Source organism: Streptomyces humicola (genome assembly GCF_024436035.1).
Lineage (GTDB): Bacteria > Actinomycetota > Actinomycetes > Streptomycetales > Streptomycetaceae > Streptantibioticus_B > Streptantibioticus_B humicola.
This window is the reverse complement of sequence record NZ_JANFNG010000001.1, coordinates 1-17,864: the sequence shown is the minus strand read 5'-3', so window position 1 is coordinate 17,864 and position 17,864 is coordinate 1. Positions and strand designations below refer to the sequence as shown.

Genomic DNA, 17,864 nt, shown 5'->3' with positions numbered 1-17,864 from the left:
GAATACAGCGCGCGTGGCACCCGCTCGCCGTCGCGCTGACCGGCGGCAACCGGGATGGCCATCGGCAGCGCATCGACGACTCGGGACACACGGGCAGTCCCACGACGCGGCACGCAATCGCTCTGGGGCGGAGCGGGCCGATGGCACGCGCTCCGTCCGGTACAGCGGCCGTAAGCCAAGCCTGCAGCCCGGCGGGGCGTCATCAGCCGTTCAAGTCCGGGCTGCTCCGGTCCGACCGGCCACCGCTCAGGGGCGGGGTCGCGATGGGCGGGGTCGCCGGGGACGGGCCTAGCGTGGTGGTTCCCGGCCTTGCGAGGCGGGTCAACCCGTGACGGTATGCCTCCACCGCTTCATCGGTGCGGCCTCGGCGGTACAGCAGATCCCCCAGCAGCCGGGAGGTGTCGGCAAGATCTCCGGTGACGTCCGCCTCCTCCTGGAGCAGTACGGCGGCCTGGTAGTGGCGCTCGGCCGCCTCGTCGTCACCGTGCTGCTCCCGGATCATCCCGAGAAGGCGGTGCGCGGCGGCGGCATGCACCGCGCCATGCCCCGGCCCAAGGCCGCCCAGCAGCGCGGTGAGAAGTTCCTCGGCGTCCGCAGCCCGGCCGCGCCGCCATCGCACGTCGGCGAGTTCGACCTCGACCTGCACGGCGTAGAGCTCGGCGCCCGTCTCCCGGAGCATGTCGCCTGCTGCCCGGAGTTCGTCCTCGGCCTCGGCCAACAGGCCGTGCTGGGTGTGCAGATAGCCGCGCATCCAATGGCAGTGCGCGAGGTCAGCGCGGATCTCCCACTGCTGATAAACCGATTGGGCGCGGAGCAGGTACGTCTCGGCATCCTCAAAACGACCCTGAGCAGCCAGGGTGCGGGCCACCGAGCGGTGCAGCGCGGCGACCGCGACCGGATCCCGAACTTGGGGTGCCAGTTCGAGCGCAAGGGCGGCGGCCTTGCCAGCACGTTCGAAAGAGCCCATGTCCAGGTAGGGGGTGATCACGGCGGTGTAGAGCAGCAGCAGTGCCTCCGGGTCGGGCAGTCCGGTACCGTTCAGCTCGTCGATGCCGCTCTCCAGCCGGTAGCAGGCGTATCGGAGCTCTCCAGCCAGGTGGTGGGCTCTGGCCACGCCCCGCAGCGCCGGGACCCGGCGGGGCAGAGGCTCGTCCCCGAGCAGCCGCTCAGCCCGTTCGAAATGCTCGCGGGCTTCGGCAAGTTCACCCTGATTGATCCGCTGGTCACCCAGCGCGACGTGCAGGTCGGCCTGCAGATCGGCGAGATTGTACTGCTCTGCCCGCACGAGCAGACGGCTGAGAAGGCCCTCGACGCGGTGCGGCTCTGATCCCTGGCTCATGAGAGTGCGGGCCTCGGCCAGACCCTCGCGCAGCTCCGTCCGCAACTCGGCCGGAATGCCGGTGACCAACTGCTCGTAGCTGGTGCCCAGCCTGTCGGCCAGGTAACGCAGGGCGGTCTCCGATGGGCGGACCTTGCCGGCCTCCAGCGTGGATACGTAGGCAGCCGTGTACTTGGGCTCGGCCAACTGGCGCTGAGTCAGCTTCCGCTGAATACGGAGCTTCTGGACACGTGCCCCGATCGCCCTTCCCTCATCCAACCTGACCGGCCCCTCGCCTGTCGCCACCAAGTCCCCTCCATCTGGCGGGAGTTACCGCCAGATTACTTCCTGACGGGCCATTGCCCTCCGCGCTCACGCCACCCTATGTTAAGTCATCGCGTAATCGCTCTTACATTGCTACTTACGTCAATCACCGTCGTGCCATCCACGAGGGGAGAGCTCATGCGCATGCGCGCCCCACTCATAGCCGGCCTCGGGGCCGTGGCCACCGTCGCCGCACTGCTGACAGGTCCGCCCGCCCAGGCGGCCGTCTCCGGGGTGACTCCGACGGTTCCGCCCGTGGCCAGAGCCGCCGCCTCGGGCAGTGAACACCCGATCTGCTGGTTCGATGCCTGCTACGACTACGTCTACGGCCGCCAGCAGACTGACACCGCCGGAGCAAGCGTGGACATGCTGGTCGGCGATCCGGTGGTCGATCCCACACAGAACGGCGAGCATTCGCTCCAGGAGCTGGCCCTGCAGGACAGCGCACAGCAGTCAACCGTCGAAGTCGGCTGGACCGTTGACGAGCCACTCAACGGTGACTACCTGCCACACCTGTTCGTCTACCACTGGGTGAACGGACAGACCACCTGCTACAACGGCTGTGGCTTCGTCCAGGTGTCCCACACCATCACCCCCGGCATGCCACTCGAGAGCTACGTTCCCGCGGAGTTCGGCCTGCGCAACATCGACGGCGACTGGTGGGTCCTGTTCGATAACCTCAAGATCGGCTACTTCCCGGGCTCGCTGTGGGGCGACAGCTACACCAGGGCCCAGCTCGTCACCGCATTCGGCGAGAACGCGCTCAACCCCACCGACCTGCCGTCCTGTACCCAAATGGGTAACGGCCGCTACGGCAGCCGCCCGCGGTCCTCCTGGATTGCCGGCTACCGCCTCTTCGGGACCACCAACGCCCCATCCCTGACCGTCACAACAACCAGCCCGGCGTACTACGACGCGGGGCAGGTCACCGCCACCTCGTTCCGCCTCGGCGGCCCTGGCAAGGGCGCTTGCTGATGCTTCCGCCGCATACCGCCGACGAGCGGTCAAGCACCCGGACGGCAGCCGCGAGCACGACACCAGGCAGCAGTCGGCTCCTGGCCGGCCTCACGTCCGGCCAGGAGGGGACGTGAGGTCGAGGCTTTGAACCCTCGTCTCTGTGCCCAAATTCTGCTTATGCTGCCGGAATGCTGGACTCGCGTCACCTTGCGACCTTTCACGAAGTCGTCCGTACCGGATCCTACTCGGCGGCCGCTCGGGCGCTCGGGTATACCCAGCCGGCCGTCACCCAGCAGATGAAAGCGCTTGAACGGACCGTCGGCCTGGCGTTGTTCGTCCGGGTCGGACGACGACTGAAGTTGACCGAGGCGGGAGAGGCCCTGTCCAGGCACACAGGGGTCATCCTCGGTAATCTTTCCGCAGCCCAGCAGCAGCTCAAGGGGTTGGCCGGGTTACGCGCCGGACGGGTCAGGGTCTGTGCGTTCCCGAGCGCGAACGCCACCTTGCTCCCCGAGGCGATCGCACAACTCACTGTCGAACACCCGGGCATCCGAATCGAGCTGCTGGAGGACGAGCCGCCGGAGTCCGTGCAGCGGCTGGTGCGCGGAGAGTGCGACATCGCACTGACGTTCAGCTACCCGGGTCTGCAGGTAGAGGTCCCGACCGAAGTGGTCGAACTTCCTTTGACAGAGGACCTCCTGACCGTCCTCCTCCCAGCTGGCCACCCAATGGCACGTCGCCAGGCCGTGCGTCTCAGCGACCTCTCCGGCGAACGCTGGATAGCCGGCTGTCCACGCTGCCGGGCGAACTTCCTCCACGTGTGTGCGGAGGAGGGATTCACGCCCGACATCGTGTTCAGCACCGACGACAACCTCGCGGTGCAGAGCCTGGTCATGGCCGGCGCGGGTGTGGCGCTGGTGCCTGCCCTGGTCCTGTCGTTCCTCTGCCATGCCAAGCTGACCGGACGGGCGGTGAAACCGCATACCAGACGCAAGGTGTCGGCCTATGTGCTCCGAGAGCACTGCCGGGTACCGGCAACGATACTGGTGCTGGACGCGCTCAAGGCGGCGGCTGCCGCCCGCGACGGCTGCTGATCCCGCCGCGGGCCATAAGCCCGGCTTTGAAGGTGGCTTAAGGATTGTCGTTGGACGCAGCAGCCATCCGGGGTCGACGTTTGCATCATGACATCTCTCACTGGCTCCGGCGTAGTCGTCGCAAAGGTCACTCAACGAGTCGACGACCTCATCGTCCAGGTACGCGAGGCCGTGCGACGAGGACTTCCACCGGAGTCGACGGCCTATCTGGTGGCCGGGTGTCTTGCGTCTTCGCTCGGCGCTCGTGATTTGCTCATCGTTGAGCAGCACGAGGGCCATCCGGATCGCTACCGACAGCATGTTCTCCATGCCGAAGAGGACGGAAGTTTCTCGATCGTCGCGCTGGTCTGGCTACCGGGGCAGCGAACGCCGATCCACGACCATGTCTGCTGGTGCGTGACCGGTGTCCATGAGGGCCAGGAGCTCGAGCACCGCTATCGGCTGATGACTGACGGACGCACCTCGCGTCTGGTCCCGACCGAGACGGTGCACAACCCGACCGGATCGGTCGTCGCATTCGCTCCGCCCGGCGACATCCACCAGGTGTGCAACGGCGGTTCGTCCAAGGCGATCTCGGTCCACGTCTACGGCGCGAACGTAGCACAGCTGGGCACCAGCATTCGTCGCGTCTACGACCTGCCTGAGGGTGATCGGTGAGCCCGGCGGAGAACACCGAGCGAATCGGTGACGAACCGGTCGGTCACACCGACTGGCGCCACAGCGGTGCCTACCGGAACATCGCCGTAGTGGGTGCGGGAGCGGCGGGCACTTTGACGGCGATGCGCCTGCTCCACAACTCGCCGGAGCAGGGAGACCATTGTCGCGTCTGGCTCATCGATCCCGGCACCACGGGGCGGGGCCTCGCCTTCGCCACCGACGCATCCCACCACCTCCTGAACGTCCCGGCCGCCGGCATGAGCGCCCACCGCGACGATCCCGACCATTTCGTCCGTTGGCTCGCCCACCGCGGCACCGGCCAGGACTTCGTAACCCGTGGTCTCTACGGGCGGTACCTCGCCGAAAGCCTGGAGGCCGCGAGCGAACGCTGTGGCACGACACACCTGGTCCGCACCCACGACCGCGTTGTCGGAATCAGTCACCGTCCGGAACGCGCCGGGTCGTCGCTCTGCCTGCAACTCGGAGCAGGCCGGACTCTCGACGTCGACGCTGCCGTCCTTGCCCTGGGAAACTTCCCCCCCGACCAGAGCTGGGCGCCACCGTCGCTGCGCACTTCGCCCAGGTTCTTCACCGACCCGTGGGCACCCGGCGCCTTGGCGTCCGTGCCGGACGACCGCGACATCCTTCTCGTCGGCACCGGACTCACCATGGTGGATGCGGCGCTCACGCTCAAGCGCCCCGGACGCGTCGTCCACGCAGTCTCACGCAACGGACTGGTTCCACAACCCCACGCCGAATCGCCCGCATCCCCACTGACCATGCCCACCGTCCCGTGCCTGGACGCCCGATCCGGCCTGACCGCCCTGCGCCGGGCGGTCCTGCGCCACATCGCCGGCTGTCGCCGCATGTACGGCGACTGGCGGCCTGGAATGGACAGCCTCCGCCCCGTCACCGTCACCCTGTGGCTGCAACTACCCCCACCGGACCGGGCCCGCTTCCTCAGCCAACACCTCCGCCTGTGGGAGACCCACCGCCACAGGATTCCGCCGGTCAGCGCCAGGGCCCTTGAGACAGCCATGGGAGCTGGCCTCGTCGTAATCGGCAAGGGTACGGTGGCTGATGCCCGGCCCGCGGCGGATCATCTCCACATCCGGTTGGACGACGGCCGCTGTTTGCAGGTGGGTGCTGTGGTGAACTGCACGGGTTCACAGACCGATCTCACCCGAGTCGACGACCCCCTGGTCGCAAGCCTGCTCGCGTCCGGCCTGGGCCGCCCTGCGGCGATCGGCGGTGGCTTCGACACCGCTCCCACCGGACAGCTCCGCCCCGCATCGCACGGCGTCCCCGCACCGTTGTGGACACTCGGGTCGCTTCGCCGCGGCAACCTCCTGGAGACGACCGCGGTTCCCGAAATCCGCTGCCAGGCCGACGATCTGGCCCGGACCCTCCTCCAACGGTGACCGGTCTGCGTGGGGTGGTCTTGCTCTCGGTGGCCGCGAGGCCGATCCGGGTCGCCGGTGTCCCGCCGGCGAGCGAGACCCCGGGATATCCGTAGAGCGTGCAGGTCGTCTGGGAGATGTTCGTGAAGTCGAGCACGGTATAGGTGCTGCCCGCGGTGCCCTGGCTGAAGCCCACCTTCGCCTCCAGCGAGCGTGTCGGGCAGGCGGCGGCACCGGCGGGTGCCGTCGTGTTCGTCGTGGGGGCGGGGGCGGTACCAGACGATGCCGGACGAGCCGCCGCAGTCGGATCACGGTTTCGTCACATGGGACGACGGCCCTGTGAGTCGAGAACTTCAACTGACTGACGGAGCATCGCGGGCGGAGCTGCTGCGGCCGTGCGCGCCGTCGCGGGGACGCCGATACCGTGATCGACGAGCTGATCGAAGCGCACATCCCGCAGCAGGTGCGTTTATTCAGGCGCACTGAAGTCGGGGACCAGCGCAGCATCAGCTCGAACAGCCGGCCTCGTCACCGGTTGACCTCACGGCCGTACTGCTCCGCCTCAACGAGCACCACGAATGCGTGAGCCCCGATATTGTTGGATCATGACTATCGCCCTTGGGGAGGTCCAAGTCGGGTCGGGAGATTGGTCTGCGCGGCGCTTGTCTCGACCAGCCGCTGCCGGCGGCGTAGCGCTGTGGCGACACCAGGTGCGGCCCCGCGGGGCTGCGTCCGCTGTCACTGTCACTCACTGTCACTGAATGGATCAACTGTCCCGTGGGACACCACCAGAACCATGTCGCCGCAGGAGACGGTATGGCCGGATACCGGTGCGAGCACGTCGTGATCCTGCCTCAGGGCGGCGAGCATCGCATCGTGCTGGCGGCGTATCAGGCTGTGGATCCCGAGGCAGCGCTGCGGTGGGTGCTTGAGCGTGCCTCCAGTGTCAGCGTCCATCTGTCGGCGGCGGCTGCAGAGGCCATCGAAACCCTTCTGGCTGATGAGAACGAACGGACCGCGTTCGTGGAAGCACTGCAGTCCGGGTACGGCTACGGCTTCGAGCTATCTGACATCGACACCGGCACACAGCTCGATGGGCCGACCGTGCACCTCTTCACCACTCGCCGGTCTCGGCTGAGGCCAACCAATCGGACGGAGTGATCACGGTCTCCTGCAGCGGAGCTGGGGGGCGTCCGCGCTGGCCACGACCGGAACGAAGCACAAGAGTAATCGCCATGGAGCCCCGGACGTGTAGTTGTGGCCGTCGCTGCGCCGGCAGGGCATGCAACCGTTGTCGGCTGGATCTCCCCCAGTTCGCGATGGGAAGACTGCGAAGTGCGGAGACCGATCCATTTTGAGGCCGCTATTCATCCCATCGATTGAATAGCGGCCTCAGGATCCCGGCTTGTCACAAGGCGAAGCTCAGCCTTTGCTGACCGCCAGCAGAATCTCGGGCAGTCGTGCAGCGACCCGTGGCCCGGCGAGCCGCAGGCCGCCCCATGCTGCGCAGAACCCATACGCTGCGCCGAGCGGCAGCAGGGTCCACACAAGTCCGAAGCTGCCCGAGATATGCAGCCAGATCGTCAGCGCGATCAGCGGCGAACAGAACAGGGCGCCCGTGACCAGTCCGCCGAAGAGAGAGAGCCAGGCGATTCCGACCTGCCCCGGGGCGACGTTCTTGAAGCCACTGCCCTGCGGGATCGAGTACGGAAACAGCGCCGAAGTCAGGGCGCCCGTGCCAAGGAGCGTGCCGAGCAGAGCGAAGGACAGTCCAAGCACCTCCGGCAGTCCCCGCCAGTCGCCAGTGACCGCGGCCACTGCGGTGACGCCGAGCGCTACATACGGGACCGCGATGAGAGACATCGTCAAGGCGCGGGCGCGCAGCTCCGCATAGGCGTCCGCCGGGGAGGCGATGGTCTGGAGCACCATCCAGAAGGCGGAGGTGTCCTGGCCGAACTGGTTGTACATCTGCATGCCGAGCAATCCCGGCGCGAAGAAGGCGAAGTACAAGGAGCCGTGTCCCTGCGCCGCGTTGAGTATCGGCACCAGCAGACCGAGGGTCAGTGAGGACATCCACGCCGTCTTTGTCTTCGGGTCCCGCCAGATGTAGCGCAGTGACCGCAGCATCACCGCGCCGGTACGGCCCGCAGGCAGCAGACCTGCGATCCCCGCCCGGCCCCCGCGTGCGGTGTCCGGTTGGGCGGCGGCCTGCAGGGTGGAGGAGTCCGGGGAGGTCATCAGCCGGGTCAAGGACCGCAGCCACCACCACAGCAGCAGGACAAGTCCCGTGGTTGTTATACCGAGCTCAGCCACGGCTATGCCGTACTTGCCGTCGCTCGCGGCCCGTACCGCGTCCATCGCCGAACCCGGCGGCACCCATCGCAGGACGTCGGCGACCGGCTGCAAAGCCTGCAGGCCCCCTGCCGCACCCAGCTGCCGCACACCGAGGTTCACGAACTGCATGCCGACGCCGATGATCAGGCCGCTGAGCACCGCGAGGTCGCGGCCCCTGCGGCTGGTCAGCAGGCGGATGTTGGCGGTCGCGACGGCCCGGGCCAGCGCCAGGCAGACCAGCACTGTCAGCACCGTGGCGAGCCCCCCGACGACCGTGGCCGCGGCGCCGTGCGCCGTGGCGATCACCGAGCCGACGATGATCGCGAGCGTGAACACCGGCCCGATACCGACCAGGGACGCCGTCAGCAGCGCCATCACCAGCGGGATGGGCCGCAGCGGGAGCATGACCAGCCGGGTCGGGTCGAGGGTCTCGTCCCCGCTGGCGAAGAACAGCGGCATGACGGCCCAGCCGAGCGCGAGTACCACCACGAGGAGGGTGGTCAGGGCGGCGGAGTGCGCGGTGCCGCGGAGCGCGATCAGACCGAGCATCTGGAGCGCGGTGACGAGCATGACGAGGACGATCGAGGTGACGTAGACGGCCCTGCGGCCCGAGGACTGGCGCAGCCCGTTACGCAGGAGAGCGAGCTTGAGCCGGACGAAGACCGAGGTGAGGGACGCGGCGCCGGGCCGCACGGCCACCTGTCCGGTGGCTGCCTGGTGCGTGTCGTTCATCGGGCGTCGCCGCCGAGCCAGTCGAGGCTGTCACCGGACGCGGTGCGCTGGGCACCTACTAGTTCCAGAAACGCCGCTTGCAGGCTCGCAGCGGTGCCCCGTACATCCGCGACGGGCCCGTACGCGCGGATACGGCCTGCGGCCATCACCGCGACCCAGGAGCACAGGGATTCCACCAGCTCCATCACATGGCTGGAGAAGACGACGGTCGCGCCGGAAGCGGTGTAGCGCTCCAGCACCCCACGGATGGTCTGCGCCGAAACGGGGTCCACGCCCTCGAACGGCTCGTCCAGGAAGAGAATCTCAGGATTGTGGAGCAGCGCCGCCGCCAGTCCGATCTTCTTGCGCATACCAGTGGAGTAGTCGACCACCAACTTGTGCTGCGCACCCGCGAGATCGAGTACGTCCAGCAGTTGGGTGGCCCGCCTGTCCACCTCGTCGCCGGGCAGGCCCCGCAACCGTCCCGTGTAGGAGAGAAGCTCGCGCCCCGAAAGCCGCTCGAACAGCCGCAGCCCCTCGGGCAGCACACCGATCCGCGACTTGACGGCGACCGGGTCGCTCCATACGTCGTGGCCGCCGATCTCGACCCGGCCCGAGTCGGGGCGCAGCAGTCCGGTGACCATCGACAAGGTGGTGGTCTTGCCGGCCCCGTTCGGCCCGACGAGCCCGATGAACTGCCCCGCAGGCAGCTCGAGATCGACCCCGGCGACCGCCGCCTGCTGGCCGAACTGCTTCCACAGGCCTTCGATGCGTACGGCAGCTGGTGCCCTGCCATGCTCCACTGGTGTTCCTCGTTCCCCATCGACGGATCACGAGGGGCCGGTCGTGCCCCTCCGTGCGATCACCCTAAACTTCACCGGCTACGAGCGAATCGCCGGACCCGACCCTCTTTGAACGCCGACCCGACGCCGCGCTTGCCGAAAACCTCATCCGCACGGTGGGAGCGGGTGTACGGGATACGCGGGGTCTCAGGCGCGGGCGCTTGGCTCCGGCCCCGCGCTGCTGTCGGACACGCCGATCCGGTCCTCACCCTGCCGGTCGGCGTCCCCGTAGAGCTGGACGGGGAAGACCTGCGGCTCTGAGTCAGGCCCCAGTAGCCGTTCTGGCCTGCCTGCGTGTTGGTCAGGCCGAGGCGCTTATTGGCCGCGTCGAGGCCCGGGGCGGCACCGATCTCGTCCCACAGGGCGGTCGCGGCGTTGTTATCGCTGTGCTCGATCATGGCGGTTGCGTAATCCTGCTCCTGATCGGTCAGGGCGCGCCGGGCGTCCTGGGCCTGCAGCAGGAGGGTGGAAAGGATGTCGACCTTGACGATGCTCGCAGTGTCGTAGGAGCCGCTGCCGTAAAAGCCGCCCGCGCCGGTGGCGGTGTCGAGCACCGCAACCGACATCCGGGCGCCGTCGGTACGCAGGCCGCCGAGCACCTTGGACAGGCTCGCCTCCTTCTCCCCCGCCTTCGGTGTCGCCGCCGCCCTGGACGTGTTGGTCGCCGTCGCGGCAGCGACCGGAGTACTCGTACGCGGCTGCTGCCCGACCTGCAGTGCCGGCGTCGCCCCTACGCCCACGCGCAATGCCGTGGCTGCGGAGGCGCTCGGCGCCGCGACGTTGACGACCAGAAGGGTCATGCCTATGGCGGCGATGCCGCCGAGAATGAGCGTGCGGGCCTTGGCAAGACGACCGCTCATGGGCTTAGCGGGGCGCTGCATGCGAGGATTACCTCTTCCCTCGGGAATCCCGCAAGTTCTATCCGCTCAAAACCGGCGAGCCAAGAGGCGTTTTCCTTATTTCTACTAAGCGATTACGTATTCAGCTCTGCCAAGCTCGGTGCAATCGCCGCGCGAGGGGCACACCAATGGTAGGGACGCCTACTAATTGACTTCGAACGTGACTCTCACCACACGGGCAAGGCCCGCACCATCCACCGGGAAGCGATCCACGCCCCATTACCCCGGTCACACCAATGAGGAAAGGTTGCGATTCATAGGGCTTTGCAATAGCCCTTGATAGCCGGAAATTGGCCCAGCTTGATCTTCAACCGTTGCGGCGCAGGCGAGGGGTGGTGGACTTCTTCGCGCACTGCCTGACAGGGGTGTGTCAACTTAGCGGCTGATCTTGGTTGTTGAGTGGTCCGTGCGGTCCGGTGAACGCACGATTTGATAACCGACTCGGAACCGAGAATCCCCGGTGGGGATCCCGGTGCATCCGCGGTGAGCTCCGCCACCTCGGGCACAAGGTCAGCCCGCCCACCGTCCGCCGCATCCTACGCGGCGCCGACCTCGGACCCGCCCCGCGCCGCCACCCCGCACGCGGCGAGTGGACAGCGTTCGGGAAGTCCCAGGCTCACGGCCTCCTCGCCACCGACCTGTTCCCCATCGACACCCTCGGCCCGCACCGCCTGTACGCCCTGTTCGTGATCGTCGCCGCCCGCTCGCCTCGGGCGCTTCATGGACTCTGACGGGTGGTCGGCTACGCGCCCCCGGCGGGGCCGTTCGAGGGCGGGGCCGCGGGAGTGCCCGGTGGGGCGAGGAGGAGGGGGAGGTAGACGTCGTCGACGATCTCAGTGATGACGTCCTCCGGGATCGGGGCGCCGTGGAGCAGGTAGTGGTTGCGGAGCAGGTCGACCGCCACGGTGGCGCGTCGTGAGGCGGGGACCCATGGCTCGATCTCGCCCCTGCGGACGGCGCGTTGCAGGAGGCCATGGATCGGTCCCGGGCCGGCGGTGTGGACGCGTTCGCGTACCAGCCGGGCGAACTCGGGGTTGTGCATGATCTCGGTGAGCAGGCCGCGGAGGATGTCGCCGTGCGAGGTGGTCAATCTGGCGGAGAGTTGCCGCAGTGCCGCGATGACGTCGGTGCGCAGGGCTCCGGTGTCGGGCAGGTCGGCGTCGGAGAGGCGGTGGGCCGCGCAGGCGTCGACGACGAGTTCGGCGCGGCCGGGCCACCGGCGGTACAGGGTGGCCTTGCCGGTGCGGGCACGCACGGCCACGCGCTCCATTGTCAGTCCGGCGTAACCGACCTCGGCGAGTTCCTCGAGGACCGCCGTCAGGATGGCGTGCTCCAGCGCCTCGCCTCGGCGGCGAGGGTTTCTGCGATGGTCGCCGGCCGACCGGTCCGGCGCATCCGCGTTGGTTGGAGGCATGACTCCCGGCCATTTGTCGAACATCCGTTGTGGGCCTCGGGTGAGTTAGCCTAGCCTCCGATTTAGAGAACTGACAGTTCTTTAAGCGTCGAGCACATCGAGGTACCGATGACCGAGACCGTTGCGACGCCCCCATCAGGCGCTCCCGCCTTCCCCAGCGACCGCACCTGCCCCTACCACCTGCCCGACCGATACAACGACCTTCGGGAGCGGGAGGGATCGCTGCAGCGGGTCACCCTCTACGACGGCCGCCAGGCGTGGGTGGTGACGGGGTATGAGACAGCGCGGAAGCTGCTGGCCGATCCCCGGCTGTCATCCGATCGAACGCACGTCGACTTCCCCGCGACCTCCGAGCGGGTGGAGAGCTTCCGGGACCGCCGGCCTGCATTCATCAGCCTGGACCCGCCCGAGCACGGGCCGAAGCGGCGCATGACCATCAGCGAGTTCACCGTCCGGCGTATCAAGGGCATGCGGGCCGACGTCGAGCGGATCGTGCACGGCTTCCTGGACGAGATGATCGCCGCCGGGCCGCCCGCCGACCTCGTCAGCCAGTTCGCGCTGCCCGTGCCGTCCATGGTGATCTGCCGCCTGCTCGGCGTGCCCTACGCCGACCACTCTTACTTCCAGGACGCCAGCAGGCGACTGGTCCAGTCCCCGGACGCGGCGGGGGTCCGTGCGGCTCGGGACGACTTGGAGGGCTACCTCGGCGGCCTGGTCGACACCCTGCGCGGCGCGCCCCGGCCGGGACTGCTCAGCACCCTGGTCACCGAGCAGATGGAGAAGGGCACGATCGACCGCGAGGAGCTGGTGGCGACCGCCATCCTGCTGCTGGTGGCCGGCCACGAGACGACGGCGTCGATGACCTCGCTCAGCGTCATCACCCTGCTCGAACACCCCGATCAATACGCCGTGTTGCGTGACGACCCGTCGCTGGTGCCGGGCGCGGTAGAGGAGCTGCTGCGCTACCTGGCGATCGCCGACATCGCCGGGGGGCGCGTCGCGACAGCGGACATCGAGGTCGACGGGGAGTGCATCCGGGCGGGCGAGGGCGTCATCGTCACCAACTCCATCGCCAACCGAGATGGTTCGGTCTTCGCGGACCCCGACACCCTCGACGTGCGGCGCGCGGCGCGCCACCACCTGGCGTTCGGTTACGGGGTGCACCAGTGTCTCGGCCAGAACCTCGCCCGCCTCGAACTGGAGGTCATCCTCACAGCGTTGATCGAGCGGCTTCCGGGCCTGCGGCTGGCAGTGCCGGTGGGCCGGCTGACACTACGTCCGGGTACGACGATCCAGGGCGTCAATGAACTTCCGGTCACCTGGTGACCGCGGCGAAAGGAGCAGCCATGCGTGTGACGGCCGACCGGGAGGTCTGCGTGGGGGCGGGCCTGTGCGCGTTGACGGCGCCGGAGGTGTTCGACCAGGACGACGACGGTGTGGTGATGGTGCTGGCCGCCGAGCCCCGCGACGAGGCCCGCGCCGCGGCGCGTGAGGCGGGCACGCTCTGCCCGTCGGGCGCGGTGCGCGTGGTCGAGTAGAGCGGCTGCCCGACCACACCGGTCGAGTTGAACGGCTCGCCGATAGCAAGGTGGCGCAGCCTTGGATCATCGGTGGTGCCGGCGGCCGCCGCACAGGGCCCCGAGCCCGCGCGCTCCGCCGCCGGCATCGCAGCCGGCCTGGCAGCGCGAGCGACCGGGTACTCCCAACTACACGGCGGCCTGCATCGCGTTGATCTGGATCGACGTAGCTGCTCCGCTAAGTCACTCTGAGTGGACCCCGGTGTGCACACAAGCCGAGCAGTTGCTTGCCGAGGCCGAGCAGGAGCCCGCCGTATGAACATCGCTCGAACCGTCACCGATGTGGTGCAGCCGCACAATGGCACGCTTCAGCTGAGGGGCGGTTCCAAGGTTGCGGGGGTGGGGCCGTCGGGGCGGACGGTGATGCCGTACAACGCCTTCGTGGGGGTGGAGTGGAAGGCAAGGGTGTGGGCAGGCAGCAGGTGTTCGAGCAGGACGGTCGATTCGCGGAGCGCGAATTGCAGACCGAGGCAGGCACGGGGACCGATGCCGAAGGGGAAGAAGGCGCCCGGGTGGGTAGGCCGGCCGTCCGAGGTGATGAAGCGCCGTGACCCTTCGGCCCCTGTCTGGGCATGGTCCGGATCCCGCCGCCTCTGCGCCCGGGCCGACCCCGGGCGCAGAGGCGGCGGTGGAGACGGTGGCCGGCTGGAGCCGCGTGGCGCTGACTTACCACTCCGTCGCGCAGACCGTGGCCCGCCTCCTTGGGCGCCCTCACCGCGGGCGTACTGCTGATGTGACCTCAGCAGCCGGGTCCTACCTCCGGCCGGTCCGCGGGACGGTGCCCTTGCGGATCCCGGCAGCCAGATTGGTCACGACGCTGATCATCTCCGGCGAGAGGCTGTCCTCATTGCCGCGAGCGGCCAAAGCCAGGATCCTTCGGTCGTTGATGGCTCTGAGCAGCTCGACGACCTCGGTCAGCTGCCGTGCGGCCTGCTCGTTCGGCTGGAAGAACATCACGGGGACGGAGAAAGCCTCGGCCAGGCCCTCAAGCACCACGGGGTCCTGCGGGTCGACGGCGGTCTCCTCACCGGTCCGCAGCGTCCGTACGATGTCCTCGGTGACCAAGCCCCGGCCGGCCTTGGCATTGAAGGCCTTGGCGATCTCCTCCTCCTGCGGGGGCTGTTTGCCCGGCGGGTAGGTCGTCATCATGTAGGTGATCTTCTCGGCGAGGGTCCGCGGGATGGGCCACTGCTCAGCCGACGGCACGTCCGGCACCCGGTTGCCGAAGGAGCACTCCTGCGCCGCCAGCAGCTCCTCGATGGTCACCTTGGCCATAGTTGGACGTATGGCCCCTGCGAACCCGACCTCATGGTGCGGGATGTCGCAGAGGCCATGACGCCCTGCCGGAGTTGGCAGCCTAGCCCAGCCGGGCCAGCATCCGGACGAACTGCCCACCGTTCACGGTGCCCAGGCCGGAGGCCAGGTCGTAGCCGGGGCCTGCGGTGTAGCCGGTGACGCCGCCGAAGGAATTGTTCCCGCTGTCGATGTCTACCAGACCGCTCACTCGCGAGGGGAGGCGCGCCAGTGTGTAGAGGGCCGGGTTGATCAGGCCGAGCCGGTGCCCGGCCAGTTGGTCGGCCAGCGCCACGACACCGGAGAAGATGGGAGTGGCCTCGCTGGTGCCGCCGACCAGGCCCCATCCGGTCTGGCTCGGGTCGTAGGATGAATACGTCCAAGCCGCCCCATCGACCGCGGCGCTCATGCTGATGTCGGGTGTCCCGCGGTGGCTGCCGACCACCGAGCTCACCCCGGACTGGTACGACGGTCGTGGGAATACCGCCGAGACCCCGCCGCCACCGGCGCCGTATCCATCGTTCCAGACCTTGTCGGGCGAGAGCCGGTTGCCCTGATCGTCCAGCAGCAGCTGGCTGCCGCCAACGGACGTGACCAGCGGGTCGGACGATGGCCAGGAGTTGACGCGGTAGGGGTACAGCGTCGTCCCGTCCAGTTCGGCATCGGTTGCGCCGTTGTCCCCCGATGCGCCGAGGACGGTCACCCCGTGCTCTGCCGCGTCCTTGAAGGCGTAGCGCAGACTGGTCAGTGACGAGTAGTCGCCTTGTGCGGAGCCGGGGAAAGTGTTCTCGGTGGCGCCGAAGCTCTGCGAGATCACGTCGCCAACGCCGTGGTCGATCATGGCCTTCTCGGCGTCCATCATCTCGGGGAAGCCCTGGGTGCCCTCGGTCTCCGAGACACCGGTCTCAACGAGGACAATGCGGGCGTCGGGGGCAATGGCGTGAGCGTACTCCACGTCCAAAGTGGTCTCTCCGGCCCAGCCTGACATGTCGGAGTCGCCGGGGTTGAAGGGCGGGACGCTGCCCCACTTCACTACGTCGACGTTGGTATCTGGCAGGCCCCACTGCTTGTCGAAGACGTGCAGGTCGTTCTGAATGGTCGGCGACCCGAAGGAGTCGACGATGACGATGGTGCGGCCCTTCCCGGTGATTCCCTTGGAGTAGAGCGGGTTGAGGTTGTACGCGTTGCGGTACTGGAGCGGCGAGTAGCAGTGGATGCCGAACTGCGAGACGCACTGCGAGGTGGTGATAGGTGCGGCGTGCACGCCGGCCATGTGCTCGCCGACGGAGATCGGGCGGATCATCGCCCCAGGTCTCGCGCTGTCAGCAGCGAGTGCCTTCGTGCTCGCCGTGATGCTGGTGGGTGCCATGCCCAGTGCCAGAGCGGTGGCTCCGGCGGTGAACGCAACGGCGGTGGTGCGTATGGCCCGGCTGGGCGCTGCGCCCCGGGTGGCAGGATTGCGTCGCATAGGAGTCCTTGGTTGTGGAGGTACCGTCCTCGACGGCTGCGGTCCTATGCGACTGGATGCGTCTGGCGCATGTCATGAATGTCATCTAATCGTGATGTCTGACAGACCGGCGAGCCGCTGATTTCGCCTCTTATCCCAACCTGCAGGCGAGGACTCCAGCTCGGTCAGCAGTCCTGCGACCCAGTCACGCTCGGCGGCCAGCCGGGTAATCTCGATCGCGGGTGGAACCGTGTCCAGTCCGGGAGGGCATTCGGTGGTGAGGGTCCGGGGCGGGATGTCGCCGTAGCGGGCGCGCACTGACCGGGGGCAGGCACCGTCGCCTATGCTCACCGGCCTGCTCCACCACCTCCCGACGGACGAACTGCGGCGCCTTCTTCTGCTCGCTCACCCGGACAGGCACTCCACGCCACGCACCCCGCGTCCGGCGAAGCCCAGAGCCTTACCCCTACCGCCTACGGCACGTTCCCGGCGTATTCCGGTTGGCTCCCCTAGATGCCGGACAGCGGCCCTGGTGATTGCCTGGAGACGTCGGAGCGAGCCTGACCCCGGCCCGCCCGGCACAGGCAGGAAATGCCACGAGGGGCAAGTAACCATGGAACATTACACACCGGACTACCCCGGGATGATCGTCCCGGTCGGGCACGTCGAACCTGTACCGCGCCGCATCCGCGGCTTTGCGGCCGACCGTCTTGTCTTCGACACCGTGCGGGCACGGTACGTGTGGCTGTGGCCGGGCTACCCGCAGTACTGCATTCCCCGCAAGGACATCGTTGACGGCGCTCTCCTCGACGAGGGCCGGACCCTCGCACTAAGGGTCGGCAGGGCGCGCCGCCATACCCTCCAGCTCGACTCGGTCAGCCGCCCGGGTGCGGCTTGGGAGTGGGGCGACGACGCACCCTCGGACATCGTCGGCTGTGTCAGCTTCCGCTGGGAGGCCATCGACGCATGGTTCGAGGAGGACGAGCAGGTATTCGTCCACCCCCGCAACCCCTACACCCGCGTCGACGCGCTCCGGTCGGGCCGCAGCGTCCGCGTGATGCTCGACGGTGCCGTGCTCGCCGACGCACCCTCCTCGGTGACGGTGCTGGAGACGGGTCTGCCGACGCGTTACTACCTCGACCGCGTGCATCTCGACTGGACGCGCATGCAGCCCACCGACTCCGTCACCAGCTGCCCGTACAAAGGAAAAACCAGCGGCTACTGGTCCGTCAGGACCGACAAGGCCACATATCCGGACCTCGCCTGGGCCTACGACTTCCCCACCCGGCAAGTGTCGCCCATCGCGGGACTGGTCGCCTTCTACAACGAGAACGCCGACCACTACCTCGACGGCCGACTGCTCCCCCGCCCCGCTCCCGTCACCAGGGCCATCTGGGAAAATCAACACCCTGCGTGACGCGCAATGGCCCGCAGTGCACGGCGGGGGGTGCGGCGCGATCGCGCGTCGGCTGTAGCCCTCGATCGCTCTATGCGGCGTCGGGCGCGGGAAGACCCGCGATGAAATTCGCCAGGTCGCGGCTACCGAGAGTTTCACGAGTCGTCTCTGTGCTGTGGTATCCCCCATGGGTTGTCGTCG

The 17,864-nt window shown here is 68.0% G+C and carries 17 protein-coding genes and 1 pseudogene; 9 read left to right on the top strand and 9 right to left on the bottom strand.

Going from position 1 to position 17,864, the window contains the following annotated elements:
* Window positions 1–202 precede the first annotated feature (202 nt).
* Complete coding sequence (locus NGB36_RS00085; protein WP_255918497.1) at window positions 203–1,597, bottom strand: tetratricopeptide repeat protein; 1,395 nt, start codon at window positions 1,595–1,597, stop codon at window positions 203–205.
* Window positions 1,598–1,786: 189 nt separating this feature from the next.
* On the opposite strand from NGB36_RS00085, the gene NGB36_RS00080 reads away from it, so the two are divergent.
* From NGB36_RS00080 to NGB36_RS00065, 4 genes are all read left to right on the top strand, one after another.
* Entirely contained in the window at window positions 1,787–2,617 is an 831-nt protein-coding gene (locus NGB36_RS00080) for a neprosin family prolyl endopeptidase (RefSeq protein ID WP_255917916.1), read from the top strand.
* A 170-nt stretch (window positions 2,618–2,787) separates the two neighbouring features.
* Complete coding sequence (locus NGB36_RS00075; protein ID WP_255917915.1) at window positions 2,788–3,693, top strand: LysR family transcriptional regulator; 906 nt, start codon at window positions 2,788–2,790, stop codon at window positions 3,691–3,693.
* Between the two features lie 87 nt (window positions 3,694–3,780).
* On the top strand, window positions 3,781–4,350 hold the full coding sequence (locus tag NGB36_RS00070; RefSeq protein WP_255917914.1) for a cysteine dioxygenase family protein: 570 nt from the start codon (window positions 3,781–3,783) through the stop codon (window positions 4,348–4,350).
* Window positions 4,347–5,771, top strand: a complete 1,425-nt coding sequence (locus NGB36_RS00065) for an FAD/NAD(P)-binding protein (RefSeq protein ID WP_255917913.1) — start codon at window positions 4,347–4,349, stop codon at window positions 5,769–5,771. The genes NGB36_RS00070 and NGB36_RS00065 overlap by 4 nt, the downstream gene beginning before the upstream one ends.
* Before the next feature lie 43 nt (window positions 5,772–5,814).
* On the opposite strand, the pseudogene NGB36_RS33580 reads toward NGB36_RS00065, so the two are convergent.
* Window positions 5,815–5,946 (bottom strand): annotated as a pseudogene (locus NGB36_RS33580) (DUF4232 domain-containing protein); the annotation flags it as partial.
* 620 nt (window positions 5,947–6,566) lie between these two features.
* On the opposite strand from NGB36_RS33580, the gene NGB36_RS00060 reads away from it, so the two are divergent.
* Window positions 6,567–6,911 (top strand): hypothetical protein, encoded by a 345-nt coding sequence (locus NGB36_RS00060; RefSeq protein ID WP_255917912.1) that lies wholly within the window; start codon window positions 6,567–6,569, stop codon window positions 6,909–6,911.
* Between the two features lie 261 nt (window positions 6,912–7,172).
* Here NGB36_RS00060 and NGB36_RS00055 read toward each other — a convergent pair whose 3' ends face one another.
* The 3 genes from NGB36_RS00055 to NGB36_RS00045 form a co-directional block, all read right to left on the bottom strand.
* Entirely contained in the window at window positions 7,173–8,816 is a 1,644-nt protein-coding gene (locus NGB36_RS00055) for a transporter (protein WP_255917911.1), read from the bottom strand.
* Complete coding sequence (locus tag NGB36_RS00050; RefSeq protein ID WP_255917910.1) at window positions 8,813–9,598, bottom strand: ABC transporter ATP-binding protein; 786 nt, start codon at window positions 9,596–9,598, stop codon at window positions 8,813–8,815. Before NGB36_RS00050 ends, NGB36_RS00055 begins: the two co-directional genes overlap by 4 nt.
* Window positions 9,599–9,669: 71 nt before the next feature.
* Window positions 9,670–10,497 carry a serine hydrolase gene (locus NGB36_RS00045; protein WP_255917909.1) on the bottom strand — a complete coding sequence of 276 codons (828 nt, stop codon included), beginning with the start codon at window positions 10,495–10,497 and terminating at the stop codon, window positions 9,670–9,672.
* 455 nt (window positions 10,498–10,952) lie between these two features.
* Here NGB36_RS00045 and NGB36_RS00040 point away from each other — a divergent pair, with 455 nt between their 5' ends.
* A complete protein-coding gene (locus NGB36_RS00040) occupies window positions 10,953–11,267 on the top strand; it encodes a hypothetical protein (protein WP_255917908.1) in 315 nt (104 codons plus the stop codon).
* 11 nt (window positions 11,268–11,278) lie between these two features.
* On the opposite strand, the gene NGB36_RS00035 is transcribed toward NGB36_RS00040, so the two are convergent.
* Window positions 11,279–11,950: a TetR/AcrR family transcriptional regulator gene (locus NGB36_RS00035; RefSeq protein ID WP_255917907.1), complete on the bottom strand. Its 672-nt coding sequence runs from the start codon at window positions 11,948–11,950 to the stop codon at window positions 11,279–11,281.
* 108 nt (window positions 11,951–12,058) lie between these two features.
* Here NGB36_RS00035 and NGB36_RS00030 point away from each other — a divergent pair, with 108 nt between their 5' ends.
* Both NGB36_RS00030 and NGB36_RS00025 read left to right on the top strand, forming a co-directional pair.
* Entirely contained in the window at window positions 12,059–13,276 is a 1,218-nt protein-coding gene (locus tag NGB36_RS00030) for a cytochrome P450 (protein WP_255917906.1), read from the top strand.
* Window positions 13,277–13,296: 20 nt separating this feature from the next.
* Window positions 13,297–13,488 (top strand): ferredoxin, encoded by a 192-nt coding sequence (locus NGB36_RS00025; protein ID WP_255917905.1) that lies wholly within the window; start codon window positions 13,297–13,299, stop codon window positions 13,486–13,488.
* Window positions 13,489–13,835: 347 nt separating this feature from the next.
* Here the strand turns inward: NGB36_RS00025 and NGB36_RS00020 are convergent, their stop codons facing one another.
* The 3 genes from NGB36_RS00020 to NGB36_RS00010 all read right to left on the bottom strand — a co-directional run bounded on the left by NGB36_RS00020 (window position 13,836) and on the right by NGB36_RS00010 (window position 16,288).
* Window positions 13,836–14,066: a cytochrome P450 gene (locus tag NGB36_RS00020; protein ID WP_255918496.1), complete on the bottom strand. Its 231-nt coding sequence runs from the start codon at window positions 14,064–14,066 to the stop codon at window positions 13,836–13,838.
* Between the two features lie 214 nt (window positions 14,067–14,280).
* Complete coding sequence (locus NGB36_RS00015; protein ID WP_255917904.1) at window positions 14,281–14,802, bottom strand: hypothetical protein; 522 nt, start codon at window positions 14,800–14,802, stop codon at window positions 14,281–14,283.
* 82 nt (window positions 14,803–14,884) lie between these two features.
* The gene (locus tag NGB36_RS00010; protein ID WP_255917903.1) at window positions 14,885–16,288 is read right to left on the bottom strand and encodes a S53 family peptidase; all 1,404 of its coding nucleotides are present in this window, start codon (window positions 16,286–16,288) and stop codon (window positions 14,885–14,887) included.
* 592 nt (window positions 16,289–16,880) lie between these two features.
* Here NGB36_RS00010 and NGB36_RS00005 point away from each other — a divergent pair.
* Window positions 16,881–17,684, top strand: coding sequence for a DUF427 domain-containing protein (locus NGB36_RS00005; protein ID WP_255917902.1), 804 nt, complete (start codon window positions 16,881–16,883; stop codon window positions 17,682–17,684).
* Window positions 17,685–17,864: the final 180 nt, after the last annotated feature.